We start from the raw sequence: 13,058 nt of genomic DNA, 5'->3' as shown, positions 1-13,058 counted from the left end.
TCAGGACGGCGTGGCGAGCGACCGCTGCTCGTCCGGACCGGCGGCTCGTCGGGGGGACCCGACGAGCCGGCGCGAGGCCTTCAGCATCGCCGCCAGGAAGGTGATCGCGCCGGTCATCTCGAAGGCCTCCTCGACCGAGGAGGCGATGACGAAGGCCAAGCTGCCCTTCTGCCCGCCGTTGAGGTCGTACGCCAGGCCGCCGAGCGACTCCACGCCGATCGCGCCACCGACGTAGAGGACGGCGGCGATCACGACGAGCCTGCGGACGTCGGCCGGGAGCGCACGCAGGAAGCCGAGGTAGGCGAGCGCGAAGGCGAGCACCAGCGGCGCCGCCACCAGGATCCAGCCGAACGACAGGATCCCGCGGGCTTCGATGAGGGAGTCGACGACCGCATCGGCCGACTCGTGCAGCCGCCCCGCCTCGTCGGCGGAAAGATAGGCGAAGGCGAAGCCGAGGAAGGCCCAGTGCCTCGCCCACCGGTCGCCCGCGGCGCGCCGGTCCACCGCGATGCCCCAGATGACCAGGGCCGACAGCAGGAGCAGCGCCGCGTTGAACCAGGACGCCAGGTTGGCCTCCTCGTCGACGCTGAAGATGCGGAGGAGGCCCTGGAAGCCGAAGAACACCGGCTGTCGCGCGCCGCTCTCCAGCTCGGCAGCGATCGCCGGGTCGGTGGCGATCAGCCGCAGGACCAGGCTCACGAGGTTGATGACGACGGCCAGCGCGCCCAGCGCGAGCAGCAGGCGTCGGGCGTTGCCGATCAGCACCATCGTGAGGGTTCCCCCGTTCCGAGACCCGCAGGTCGTCGTCAGTCCGGCGACTGTAGCCGCCGACCGCGGAACCCCTCCCGCACCCTGCTGTCGGGGAGCAGGGGCGCCGGGACTGCGTAGCATCCCGCCGCATGACCGCGCATGGCGACGCAGAGCGGGTGCAACTGCTGTGGACCGGCGGCTGGGACTCGTCGTTCCGGCTGATGCAGCTCCTGCTGGTCGAGAGGCGCCCGGTGCAGCCGATCTACGTGATCGACACCGGCCGGCCCAGCACGCTCTTCGAGCTGCGCGCCATGGAGGCGATGCGGGCCGGGCTGCTCACCCGGCTGGCGGAGCCTTCCCTGCTCGCCCCGACCGCGTTCGTGCTCGCCAGCGACCATGCGCCCGAGGCGCGGGACGCCGAGATCGGCCACCGCCTGCTCCACGAGACCTCCATGGGCACCCAGTACCTGTGGCTCAGCGGGCCGGCGGCGGCGCTCGGGTGGTCGGGTGTGGAGCTCTGCATCGAGCGCTACGAGTCCGGACTCAGCGACTGGCAGCGGAGGGTGTTCGACGACCCGGGCCGGCTCAACGGCTCGCCGGAGTCCGAGCTCTTCCGGTTCTGGTCCTTCCCCGTCATGCACCTGACCAAGGAGGAGATGCGGGAGGTTGCGCGGGCGCACGGATTCCTGGACCTCCTCGTGCTGCGCTGGTCCTGCTTCCGCCCGCTGGACGGCCGGCCCTGCGGCCGGTGCCGGCCCTGCCGGCTGACGCAGGACGAGGAGGTCCGGTTCGCCAACCCCGTCCTCGTCGCGGCGCGCGACCTGGCGCGCAAGACCCGGAAGGGGCTGCGCGAGCCCGCCGCGGCCCTGGAGTCGCTGCGCCGTCGATGAGTCGCGAGCGGCGGGGCTCAGCTCCGGAGCGCCGGCAGTGCCCACCGGGAGCCGAGCCAGGCGTCGAAGGAGGCGGGCTCGAAGGGGGTGACCCTACCGCCCGGGTAGGGCGTGAGCTCGCCGAACCAGATCTGCCCGCCCGTGCCGTAGAGGTCGACGCGCATGAAGTCGAAGGAGCGGCCCAGCACCTCGGCGGCGCGCAGCATCCCGGCGAGCTCCGCCGGCGCCGGCGTCGGCGGACCGCCCGGCAGCGTCTTCTGCACGGGTAGCGGTTCCCAGTCCGGGGTGTAGAACGACCGCGAGTGCAGGCGCGTGGACCGGCCGCGGTCGACCTGGATCGCGGCCACCTGGCCGTCGAAGACGAAGAACTTGTAGTCGTCCAGGAGCGCGCCCCCGCCGATGGCCTCCTCGACGACGAGGAGCTTGCGCGCCCGGCTGTAGGCCCACTCCCCCAGCAGCACGCTCTGGTCGTCCCGCAGCCAGTCCCGCGTCGCGGCCACCGTCGCGGCGTCCACCACGTCCGAAGGGATCCGCCAGTTCACCTTCTCCGAGAACGTCCGCGGGTCGCGCAGATCGGGCAGCTGCCGGTGCCCCGCCAGGAAGAGGTAGCGCCGCCGCGCGGCCGCCGGCAGCAGGCCGGCGACCCGGCGGTGCGCCGGCTGCAGGCGGGAACGGAGGACTTCATTCAGGTGGCTCCGGGGCATCGAGGTCCTTCTACGCGGGACGCCGACGGGCCCGGCGATCTCCTGGCCGTGCGGATACGGGTACCCCACGGTCCGGAAGACGTTAACCCCGCGTTCGGATCCCAGCACCCGCTCGTCCGACTCGCGGTCCGCGGGTAGCTACCCCTGCAGAGAGGGCGCCGACGTCGTACCCGGCTCCAGCGGGGCCGCTCCGGACCGGGGCAGCGGGAGCTGCGACGCCCGCACCGGCCGCAGGACGGGTGCCGCACCGGCAACGGGGCGCGGGGAGGCCGGCAAGGTCCACCGCGCGCCCAGCCACGCGTCGAACGACGGGGGTTCGAACGGCAGGACGCCGCCGCCCGGGTAGGGCGTGAGCTCGCCGAACCAGACCTGGCCGCCCGTGCAGTAGAGGTCGACGCGCATGAAGTCGAAGGAGCGGCCCAGCACCTCGGCGGCGCGCAGCATCCCGGCGAGCTCCGCCGGCGCCGGCGCCGGCGGACCGCCGGGGGCGACCACCTGGACGGGCAGCGGTTCCCAGTCCCGGGTGTAGAAGGTCCGCGTGTGGCCGGCGGTGAACCGGCCGCGGTCGACCTGGATCGCGGCCACCTGGCCGTGGAAGACGAAGAACTTGTAGTCGTCCAGGGGCTCGCCCCCGCCGATGGCCTCCTCGACGACGAGGAGCTTGCGGGCCCGGCTGTGGATCCGCCAGTTCACCTTCTCCGAGAACGTCCGCGGGTCGCGCAGATCGGGCAGCTGCCGGTGCCCCGCCAGGAAGAGGTAGCGCCGCCGCGCGGCCGGCGGCAGCAGGCCGGCGACCCGGCGGTGCGCGGGCTGCAGGTACGAGCGGAGGACAGAGCTCAACGGGCTCCGGGGCATGGTCGGGTCTCCCTGCGGTGAGCGCCGGGACGACGGCGGGCCGCTGGCCGATGCGGGCCCGGTCGGCCCGCTGTCGTGGTGAGGCTAGGGAGGAGGTGGCCGGCTCCGCGTCCCTCGCCCGAGGGAGACCCCGGCCGTCAGCGTGCGGACGCCGGCAGGGTCCAGTGCGCCCCCAGCCACGCGTCGAACGCCCGGGGCTCGTACCGCATGCAGCCCCCGCTCGGGTAGGGGGTGAGCTCGCCGAACCAGACCTCGTCCCCGGTGGTGTAGAGGTCGACGCGCATGAAGTCGAAGGAACGGCCGAGCACCTCGGCGGCGCGCAGCATCGCGGCCAGGTTGGCCGGCGCCTCGACCGGCGGCCCGCTCGGCACGACGAGCTCGACGGCGATGCGCTCCCACGCCGGCGTGTAGTAGCAGCGCGTCTGCTCGCTGGTGAAGCGGCCGCGGTCCACCTGCACCGCGGCCACCTCGCCGTCGAACACGAGGAACTTGTAGTCGTCCAGGGGCTCGCCCCCGCCGACGGCCTCCTCGAGCAGGAACAGCTTCCGCGCCCGGCTGTAGGCCCACTCCCCCAGCAGGGCGTTCTGGTCGTCCCGCAGCCAGTCCCGGGTCGCGGCCACCGTCGCGGCGTCCACCACGTCCGAAGCGGCCCCGAACCGCACGAGCCCGCTGCGGTGGTTGGGCTTGAGCACCCACGGCCGGTCGAACACCCGGCCGGCCACCGCCGCCAGGTCATCGCCGGCCCACAGCGTCTCCGGCACCAGCACCCCGGCCTCGTCCCGCAGCCGGTGGGCGTGGTCCTTCATCGCCAGCTTGTCGCACGTCCACGCCAGCTCCGGCCGGCGGTCGCGCAGGATGCGCCAGCTGACCTTCTCGGTGAACGTCTGCGGTGACCGCAGCCGGGGCAGCCGCCCCTGGCCGGCCAGGTACAGGTAGCGCCGTCGCGCCGCCGGCGGCAGGAGACCGGCCACCCGGCGGTGCGCCGGCTGCAGGTGCGAGCGCAACGCGCCGTTGAGCCGGCTCCGGGGCATGCTCTGGTCCTCCCGCGCGGGACTGCGGCGGCGGGCTGCTGCCGAGGGCATCGGGATCCCGTCCCGGACGCAGGTTAATGCCAGGTGAACGGCCGGGCTGTCCCTCGGACGGGGGAGGCTGCGCCCCGTCCGGTCCCCAGGGCGCCGGGCGGGTCACCCCGCCGCGCGGTGCAGGCCGGCCAGCGACTCGGCGAGCAGGGGGGCGTCCCCGTGGTCGGCGGCGTACCGGGCGAGCAGCGCGCACAGCCGCACGGCCAGGCAGCGCGCCCGCAGCTCCCGCTCGTCCGGCACCGGCCCGTAGGCGGCGAGGAGGGCCGACCGCGCCACCCCGGAGAAGGCGGCGTAGGCGAGCGAGAGGTCGAGGGCGGGGTCGCCGAGGCACACGTCCCCCCAGTCGATCACGCCCGCCGCCGCGCCGTCGTCGTCCACCAGCAGGTGCCGGCCGTGCAGGTCGCCGTGGAGCAGCACGGGACCACCCGGAGGCGCGGCGAGCCGCTCCCCCTCGTCGAGGACGGCGCCGACCTCCCCGGGCACCGGCAGCCCGCCGGCCCGCAGCGCCGCGAGCTGAGCCCGGGTGTCGGCCGACCGGGCGCCGGGGGTGCCGCGGCCCAGCGGGTCCACCGGCAGCGCGATGCCCGCCAGCAGGTCGAACGTGGCGGGCGCGTGCAGCGCGGCGAGGAAGGCGCCCACCGCCGCGGCCGCGGGGGCGCGCTGCTCCTCCCGCACCCCCGCGCGCGCGAGCTCCCGCCCCGGGAGCAGCGGGGCGACGGTGAACGGCCACGGGTCGGCAGGATCGTCGTCGGCGCCCACCCACCGCGGGGCGGGCACCGGCAGGGGCAGCCGCCCGGCGATCCGCCCGAGCACCGCCAGCTCGCGGCGGAACCCGGGCAGCGCGCTGGCCCGGCGCGGGAAACGGGCGACCCAGCTCCCCCCGAGCAGGTGCACGGTGTTGTCCCAGCCCGCGTCCAGCGGCACCACGGCGAGGCCGCGCAGCCCGGGCACCCGGTCGCCGACGAGCGCGGCCGCCCGGGCCGCGTCCACGGTGCGCTCCGGCGCCCACGGCGGCACGCTGCCCACGACCGGAGTGTCGCAGGGCACCCCTCGCACGGCCGGGCCGACGGTTCGACGGCCGCCGTCCGGGAAGGACACCGTCCGACCCCCGCCCGACCCGTCCAGGAGGCCCCGCATGCCCGCACCCGTCGAATTCGCCGTCTGGGCGCCGCTGCCCGAGCGGGTGCGCGTGCAGGTCGACGGCACCGTGCACGACATGCGGCGGGACGACGCCGGGTGGTGGCGCGCCGAGGTGCCGGCGCGCCCCGACGCCGACTACGGCTTCCTGCTCGGCGACGACGACGGCAAGGCCTACCCGGACCCGCGTTCCCGCCGCCAGCCCGACGGCGTGCACGGCCTCTCCCGCCGCTTCGACCCCTCGGCGCACGCGTGGGGCGACGGCGCCTGGACCGGCCGGCCGCTCGCGGGGGGCGTGGTCTACGAGCTGCACGTCGGCACCTTCACGCCCGAGGGCACGCTGGACTCGGCGATCGGCAAGCTCGACCACCTGGTCGCCCTCGGCGTCGACTTCGTCGAGCTGCTGCCGGTCAACGGCTTCGACGGCACCCACAACTGGGGCTACGACGGTGTCCTCTGGTACGCGGTGCAGGAGACCTACGGCGGCCCCGGGGCCTACCAGCGGTTCGTCGACGCCTGCCACCAGCGGGGGATCGGCGTCATCCAGGACGTCGTCTACAACCACCTCGGCCCGTCCGGCAACTACCTCCCGCTGTTCATGCCGATCTTCAGCGAGGGCGGCGCGAACACCTGGGGCGAGTCGGTGAACCTGTCGGGGCCGGACTCCGACGAGGTGCGCCGCTACATCCTCGACAACGCTCTGATGTGGCTGCGCGACATGCACGTCGACGGGCTGCGCCTGGACGCCGTGCATGCGCTCGTCGACGAGCGGGCCACCCACCTGCTGGAGGAGATGGCCGAGGAGGTCGACCGGCTCTCCGCCACCCTCGGCCGGCCGCTCACCCTGATCGCCGAGAGCGACCTCAACGACCCGCGGATGGTCACGCCGCGGATCGCCGGCGGCACCGGCATCCACGCCCAGTGGAGCGACGACTTCCACCACGCGCTGCACGCCACGCTGACCGGCGAGGGCCAGGGCTACTACCGCGACTTCGCCGAGGCCGGGCTGGGCGGCCTGGCCAAGACCCTCACCGGCGCCTTCTTCCACGACGGCGCGTGGTCGAGCTTCCGCCGCCGCACCCACGGCCGGCCGGTCGACACCGCGCACCTGCCGGGCTGGAAGTTCGTCGGCTACCTGCAGGACCACGACCAGATCGGCAACCGCGCCGTCGGCGACCGCGTCTCCGCCACCCTCTCCCCCGGCCTGCTCGGCGTCGGCGCGACCCTGGTGCTCACCAGCCCGTTCACCCCGATGCTCTTCATGGGCGAGGAGTGGGGCGCGTCCACGCCGTGGCAGTTCTTCACCAGCCACACCGACCCGGAGATCGGACGGGCGACGGCGGAGGGCCGCAAGGGCGAGTTCGCCGAGCACGGGTGGGACGCCGACGAGGTGCCCGACCCGCAGGACCCGGAGACCTTCCGCCGCTCCAAGCTCGACTGGGCCGAGCCCGGGAAGGAGCCGCACGCCGGGCTGCTGGCGGTCACGCGGACGCTCCTGGCGCTGCGCCGGCAGCACCCGGAGCTGGCCGACCCCGACCTGCGCGCCGTCGAGGTGGCCTGGGACGACGAGGACCGCACGATCACGGTGCACCGCGGCTCGCTGCGGGTGGTGGCCAACCTGGCCGGCCAACCGAGGGAGGTCGACCTGGACCGGGCGGCCACCGGCGTGGTCTTCTCCACCGGTGACGCGCCCCGGCTCGACGGCACGACGGTGACCCTGCCCGCCGAGAGCGCGGCCGTGCTCGCCACCCGCTGACGTGCGCCGGCTGCTCCCCGACCCGGCCCCGCTCGACCACGACGGGCTGGTCGAGGCCTACCGGCTGCCGCCCGGCCGCTCGCTGCGGGTGAACTTCATCGCCTCGCCGGACGGTGCGACCACCGTCGGCGGGCGGAGCGAGGGGCTGGGCTCCCCCGGTGACCGGCGGGTGTTCCGGGTGCTGCGCGCGCTGGCCGACGTCGTCCTCGTCGGGCACGGGACGGCGTCGGCCGAGGGCTACCGGCCGGTGCTGCCGGGCTCCGCCGTCGGCCGGCTGCGCGCGTCGATCGGCCGGCCGCCGACCGCCCCGGTCGCGGTGGTCACCCGGCGGGCGTCGCTGGACCCGGCCTCGGCGCTGGTCACCGGCGCCGTCTTTCCCACCGTCGTCGTCACCTGCGCCGCCGCCGAGCCCGGCCGCCGCGCGGCGCTCACCGCGGCCGGGGCGGACGTGCTGGTCTGCGGCGACGACGACGTCGACCTGCCCACCGCGCTGGCCGCCCTCGCCGACCGCGGGCTCGAGCAGGTCACCTGCGAGGGCGGGCCGCAGCTGCTGCGCAGCGCCCTGGCCGCCGGCGTCGTCGACGAGCTGGACCTGTCGATCGCGCCCGCGCTGGTCGGCGGCGGGACCCGGTTGCTGGACGCCGCGCTGCCCGCCCCGGTCCGGCTGGACCTGCGGCAGCTGCTCGAGGAGGACGGCACGCTCTTCGCGCGCTACGCGGTGGGTGCGTAGCAGGCCCCACCCGACGGGAACCCGACCGTGGTCCGCGGCCGCCGGTGGCTGCTTGACTGACCGGCATGGACCTCCCGCTGCTGCCGCCGGTGAAGCCGATGCTCGCGAAGGCCGCCACCAAGGTGCCGGTCGGCGACGAGTGGTTCTACGAGCCGAAGTGGGACGGGTTCCGCTGCATCGTCTTCCGCGACGGCGACGAGGTGGAGCTGGGCAGCCGCAACGAGCGCCCGCTGACCCGCTACTTCCCCGAGGTCGTCGCCGCGGTGAAGGAGAACCTGCCCGAGCGGTGCGTCGTCGACGGCGAGATCGTCGTGCCGCGGGACGACCGGCTGCACTTCGAGGCGCTGCTGCAGCGGATCCACCCGGCCGAGTCGCGGATCACCCTCCTCGCCGAGCAGACCCCGGCCTCCTTCATCGCCTTCGACCTGCTCGCCCTCGGCGACGAGTCGCTGCTGGAGACGCCGTTCGCGGAGCGCCGCGCCCGGCTCGAGGTCGCGCTCGCCGGGGCCCGCCCGCCGGTGCACCTGACCGGCGTCACGCGGGACGCCGCCACCGCCGAGCGCTGGTTCGAGACATTCGAGGGCGCGGGCCTCGACGGCGTCGTCGCCAAGTCCGCCGACCTGCCCTACGGCCCCGACCAGCGGCTGATGACCAAGGTCAAGCACGTGCGGACGGCGGACTGCGTCGTCGCCGGCTTCCGCTGGCACAAGAGCGGGCCGATCGTCGGCTCCCTGCTGCTCGGCCTCTACGACGGCGAGGAGCTGCAGCACATCGGCGTCGCGGCGTCCTTCCCGATGGCGCGCCGGGCCGAGCTGGTCGAGGAGCTCGCGCCCTACCGCGCCGAGGCGCTGGACGGCCACCCGTGGCAGGACTGGGCCAACGCCCAGGTGCAGGCCGACGGCGAGCAGCGGATGCCCGGCGCGGTGAGCCGGTGGAACGCGAAGAAGGACCTCTCGTGGGTGCCGCTGCGCCCCGAGCTGGTCGTCGAGATCAAGTACGACCAGCTCGAGGGGCGTCGACTTCGTCACACCGGGCAGTTCCTCCGCTGGCGCCCCGACCGGGACCCCCGCAGCTGCACGTACGACCAGCTCGACGTGCCGGTCCGCTACGACCTCGCCGAGGTCCTCGACGGCTGAAGGGTGCGCCGCAGCAGGCCTCCCGGCAGGGTCCCGCCGCGAGCGTGCGAGCGGTGGGGGGGCCGGGAGGTCCTTATGCTCGTGATCATGCGTCTGCACCGTGGCCTCCCGGCCGCCGCGTCCGGCCTGCTGCTGGCCCTGCCCCTCGTGCTCACCGGCTGCACCTCCTTCGGCGAGACCGACGAGGAGCCGGCGGCGAGCACCACCACGGCGGCACCGGCCGAGCCCGAGGTCGCGCCGATCGAGTGGACCGACTGTGACGCGCAGATCCAGCCGCTCGTCGAGGGGCAGCCGGGCAGCGAGCGCGACATCGCCTTCGAGTGCGGCCGCACCGACGTGCCGATCAGCTACGACGAGCCCGGCGGCGCCACGCTGCCGCTGTTCCTCGTCCGCGCCTCGCTGGCCGGTCAGACCGACGAGCTCGGCTCGCTGATGGTCAACCCGGGCGGCCCGGGGGGCTCCGGCGCCGACGCCGCCATCGGGCTGGCGCTGACCCTCCCCGAGGACGTGCTGCGCCGCTTCGACGTCGTCGGTTTCGACCCGCGCGGCGTGGGCCTGTCCACGCCGGTCGAGTGCATCCCCCAGGAGCTCAAGGACCGCGCGATCGCCGCGGAGCCGCGCCCGACCACCGACGAGCAGCTCGACGCCGTCTTCGCGCTCTCCGAGGAGATCGCCGCGGGCTGCGCCGAGGAGTACGGCGACGCGCTGGGCACCTTCAACACCGTGGACACCGCCCGCGACATGGAGCAGCTGCGGCAGGCCCTCGGCGAGGACCAGCTGACCTACCTCGGCTACTCCTACGGCACCACGCTGGGCTCCACCTACGCCGAGCTGTACCCCGACCGGGTGCGGGCGATGGTGCTGGACGCCGCCGTCGACCCCGACGTCGACGCGGTCGCCGACGCCGAGGCCCGCGCCGCGGCGTTCGAGGCCGGTTTCGACGCCTTCGCCGAGAACTGCCGCGGCCTCGTCGCCGGCTGCCCGCTGGGCGAGGACCCCCGACTCTTCCTCGAGGAGCTGCTGGCCCAGGCGCAGACCACGCCCGTCCCCAGCAGCGAGGAGGGCGAGACCCGCCAGGCCACGCCCGGGGTCATCCTCACCGCGGTGCAGGCCGCGCTCTACGACACCGCCTCCTGGCCGCAGCTGGCGCAGGGCCTGGCCGCCGCGCGCAACGGCGACGCGCGGCTGCTGTTCTCGCTGGCCGACGACTACAGCGGGCGGCTCGAGGACGGCACCTACTCCAACCTGCTCGACGCCAACGTGGCGATCAACTGCGCCGACACCGAGGAGACGGTGCCCGAGGAGCGGGTGCGGGAGCTCGCCGCCGAGTGGGGCGAGCGGTACCCGCTGTTCGGGGCCGGGGCGGCCGCCGGGCTGTTCACCTGCTCGGTCTGGGACGCCGAGCGCACCCCGGTGCCCGAGCGCGACGCCGAGGGCAGCGCCCCGATCCTGGTGGTCGGCACCTCGGGTGACCCGGTGACCCCGCTGCCCGGCGCCGTCGACCTCGCCGAGGACCTCGACAGCGGCGTCCTGCTCACCTGGCAGGGCCAGGGCCACACCGCCTACCCGAAGACCGAGTGCGTGACGGCCGCGGTCAACGCCTACCTCGTCGACCTGGCGGTCCCCGTGGACGGGCTCACCTGTCCTGCGTGAGACTCGGCAGCCCACCGACGAGCGGAGCGACGCGATGGCCAGCAGCAGCAAGGACGCCGTCGTCCTGCACGTCGACGGGCACGAGGTGCGGGTCTCCAACCCGGAGAAGCCGTACTTCGCCGAGCACGGGATCCGCAAGATCGACGTCGTCGAGTACTTCCTCGCGGTGGGCGACGGGATCCTGTTCGCCCTGAGGGACCGGCCGACGACGCTGGAGCGCTGGCCGGGCGGGGTGTTCGAGGGCGCCCGCATCTCCACGCGGGTGGACAACACCGGCGACGCGTTCTACCAGAAGCGGGTGCCCAAGAACGCTCCCGCCTGGGTGCCGACGGCGCACATCACGTTCCCCAGCGGGCGGACCGCCGACGAGATCGCGCCGGACTCGGTCGCCGTCGTCGCCTGGTGCGCGAACCTGGGCACGCTCACCTTCCACCCGTGGCCGGTGGGCAAGGACGACGTCGAGTCCCCGAACCAGATCCGCATCGACCTCGACCCGCAGCCGGGCACCGACTTCTCCGACGCGGTGCGGGTGGCCCCCCACGTCCGCGAGCTGCTGCACGAGTTCGGCATGGAGGGCTGGCCGAAGACCTCCGGCGGCCGGGGGGTGCACGTCTACGTGCCGATCCTGCCGCGGTGGACCTTCACCGACGTCCGCCGCGCCGTCATCGCCTTCGGCCGGGAGCTGGAACGCCGGCTGCCTGACCAGGTGACGATGTCGTGGTGGAAGGAGGAGCGCGGCGAGAAGATCTTCATCGACTACAACCAGATGGCCCGGGACCGCACCATCGCGTCGGCCTACTCCATCCGGCCCAGGCCGCACGCCCCGGTCTCCGCGCCGGTCGACTGGGACGAACTGCCCGACGTGCACCCCACCGACTTCACCGTGCTGACCATGCCGGAGAGGTTCCGGGCGGTCGGTGACAAGCACGCCGGGCTGGCCGACCACGCGTTCGGCATCGAGCCGCTGCTCGAGCTCGCCGAGCGCCAGGCCGCCGACGACGGCCTCGGCGACCTCCCGTACCCGCCGGACTACCCGAAGATGCCGGGCGAGCCGATGCGGGTGCAGCCCAGCCGCGCCCGCCGGCCCGCGACCGCCGGGGACTGAGCGACTCTCAGTCGACCGCGGCAGCGCGCTCCTCGCGCAGCGCCTGGAAGACCCGGCGGCGCAGCACGTCGGCGTCCCTCTCCTCGACGTCGTGGAACTGCATCGACAGCAGCCACCGCGCACCCTGGGTCTGCTGGCGGACGATCGCGCCGCGCACGTCGACGGTGACGTCGCCGATCGTCAGGCTCATGTGCGCCCGCGTCCCCGGGTCCGGGGGCAGCCCCCACCCGTCGACCAGCGCGCGCAGCCCGGCCTCGCTGAGGTCGACCGTCGAGCCGACGAGCAGCCCGTCGAGCCACGGCATGACGACGGGGACCTCGACCCGGGCGCGCACCGTGCGCCGGCGCTGGCTGCGTTCCGCCGGTCCCGTGGGCACGAGGTGCCACAGCGGCTCGTCGCCGGCCTCCACGCTGGTGATCTTCGCGGGGAGGGAGCGCTCCTCGTAGCCGCTCACCCAGTAGAGGGCCACCGGGTCCCCGGGCTTGATGGCCCGCTTCCACTCCGTGCCCTCGCCGAGGGGGCGGACGACGACGGTGTTCTCGTTGGAGACCTCCACCTGCGCCGTCGCCGTGAGCCCGCGCGCCACGAGGGTGACGTCGGCCTGGCTGCTCTCCTCGGGCCGGTCGTGCTCCGGCTCGGTCATGGGGTCCTCCACTGCGTGCGGGACGGGCGGACGCCGTTGCGCCCGCGCGGAAGCTAGCGCGGCGACCAGCGGGAACGGTCCACCCAGGTGGCGTGTCCTGCAGGTCGGCGGGGCCGCCGGTCATCCGGCGACGCGGGGAGCCCATCGGCAGCTACGAGCCGCTGCAGAACCGGAACGGGCCGCCTCCCCACCCGGAGGGGTGAGGGGCGGCCCGTCGCCGTGCGGTCCGCTGTCAGCCGGCCAGCCGGTGCGCGGCCGCGTCGAGGCGGTGCGCCAGCAGGGCGTCCGGCCGGCCGATCTGCTGCACCAGCCGGGCGGCGGTCACCGCGGCACGCAGCGCGTCGGCGGACTCGGCCAGGCGTTCGGCGAGGAGCTGGTCCAGGTCCGCGTCGTGCAGGTCCCCCACGTCGCGCAGGACGACGGCACCGGCCGGGACGGCGGTGCGGGCGGGCACGGGCGGGGCGACGAGCGGCTGCATGGCGGTTCTCCTGGATCGGTGGCGCGCCGGATCCGTCCGGCAGTTCCCACCGTCGGGGAGCAGCCGCACGGCGGTGCCGAGGGAAGCGCAGGAAAACCGCAAGACCGCGCCGGTCGCCAGGGCGGCCGGCGGCCGTCCT

13 protein-coding genes are annotated in these 13,058 nt (G+C 74.8%); 6 read left to right on the top strand and 7 right to left on the bottom strand.

All coding sequences use genetic code 11. The features are described 5' to 3' along the window. The gene (locus E9529_RS04885) at positions 1–765 is read right to left on the bottom strand and encodes a hypothetical protein (protein ID WP_236829977.1); all 765 of its coding nucleotides are present in this window, start codon (positions 763–765) and stop codon (positions 1–3) included. A 134-nt stretch (positions 766–899) separates the two neighbouring features. Between E9529_RS04885 and E9529_RS04880 the strand changes: the two genes are divergently transcribed. Next, positions 900–1,640, top strand: coding sequence for a hypothetical protein (locus E9529_RS04880; protein WP_236829976.1), 741 nt, complete (start codon positions 900–902; stop codon positions 1,638–1,640). Positions 1,641–1,657: 17 nt separating this feature from the next. Here E9529_RS04880 and E9529_RS04875 read toward each other — a convergent pair whose 3' ends face one another. The 4 genes from E9529_RS04875 to E9529_RS04860 all read right to left on the bottom strand — a co-directional run bounded on the left by E9529_RS04875 (position 1,658) and on the right by E9529_RS04860 (position 5,307). Further along, positions 1,658–2,344 carry an ATP-grasp fold amidoligase family protein gene (locus tag E9529_RS04875; RefSeq protein WP_236829975.1) on the bottom strand — a complete coding sequence of 229 codons (687 nt, stop codon included), beginning with the start codon at positions 2,342–2,344 and terminating at the stop codon, positions 1,658–1,660. A 138-nt stretch (positions 2,345–2,482) separates the two neighbouring features. After that, on the bottom strand, positions 2,483–3,184 hold the full coding sequence (locus E9529_RS04870; protein ID WP_236829974.1) for an ATP-grasp fold amidoligase family protein: 702 nt from the start codon (positions 3,182–3,184) through the stop codon (positions 2,483–2,485). A 152-nt stretch (positions 3,185–3,336) separates the two neighbouring features. Continuing rightward, the gene (locus E9529_RS04865) at positions 3,337–4,230 is read right to left on the bottom strand and encodes an ATP-grasp fold amidoligase family protein (RefSeq protein WP_236829973.1); all 894 of its coding nucleotides are present in this window, start codon (positions 4,228–4,230) and stop codon (positions 3,337–3,339) included. A gap of 153 nt (positions 4,231–4,383) precedes the next feature. Next, a complete protein-coding gene (locus E9529_RS04860; protein ID WP_236829972.1) occupies positions 4,384–5,307 on the bottom strand; it encodes a phosphotransferase in 924 nt (307 codons plus the stop codon). A 109-nt stretch (positions 5,308–5,416) separates the two neighbouring features. On the opposite strand from E9529_RS04860, the gene treZ reads away from it, so the two are divergent. The 5 genes from treZ (at position 5,417) to E9529_RS04835 (ending at position 11,798) form a co-directional block, all read left to right on the top strand. After that, on the top strand, positions 5,417–7,174 hold the full coding sequence (gene treZ, locus E9529_RS04855) for a malto-oligosyltrehalose trehalohydrolase (protein ID WP_236829971.1): 1,758 nt from the start codon (positions 5,417–5,419) through the stop codon (positions 7,172–7,174). A 1-nt stretch (position 7,175) separates the two neighbouring features. Then, positions 7,176–7,904 (top strand): dihydrofolate reductase family protein, encoded by a 729-nt coding sequence (locus tag E9529_RS04850; RefSeq protein ID WP_236829970.1) that lies wholly within the window; start codon positions 7,176–7,178, stop codon positions 7,902–7,904. Positions 7,905–7,969: 65 nt separating this feature from the next. Beyond that, positions 7,970–9,040, top strand: coding sequence for an ATP-dependent DNA ligase (locus tag E9529_RS04845; RefSeq protein ID WP_236829969.1), 1,071 nt, complete (start codon positions 7,970–7,972; stop codon positions 9,038–9,040). Positions 9,041–9,127: 87 nt separating this feature from the next. Then, positions 9,128–10,693, top strand: coding sequence for an alpha/beta hydrolase (locus E9529_RS04840; RefSeq protein ID WP_236829968.1), 1,566 nt, complete (start codon positions 9,128–9,130; stop codon positions 10,691–10,693). A gap of 34 nt (positions 10,694–10,727) precedes the next feature. After that, positions 10,728–11,798, top strand: a complete 1,071-nt coding sequence (locus E9529_RS04835; protein ID WP_236829967.1) for a DNA polymerase domain-containing protein — start codon at positions 10,728–10,730, stop codon at positions 11,796–11,798. A 7-nt stretch (positions 11,799–11,805) separates the two neighbouring features. On the opposite strand, the gene E9529_RS04830 is transcribed toward E9529_RS04835, so the two are convergent. Together E9529_RS04830 and E9529_RS04825 are read right to left on the bottom strand one after the other, a co-directional pair. After that, positions 11,806–12,441, bottom strand: coding sequence for a PilZ domain-containing protein (locus E9529_RS04830; protein WP_236829966.1), 636 nt, complete (start codon positions 12,439–12,441; stop codon positions 11,806–11,808). Positions 12,442–12,673: 232 nt separating this feature from the next. Then, entirely contained in the window at positions 12,674–12,919 is a 246-nt protein-coding gene (locus E9529_RS04825; protein WP_236829965.1) for a hypothetical protein, read from the bottom strand. Positions 12,920–13,058: the final 139 nt, after the last annotated feature.

Source organism: Blastococcus sp. KM273128, from assembly GCF_021698975.1.
Classification (GTDB): Bacteria; Actinomycetota; Actinomycetes; order Mycobacteriales; family Geodermatophilaceae; genus Blastococcus.
This window is presented reverse-complemented; position numbering and strand designations above follow the sequence as displayed.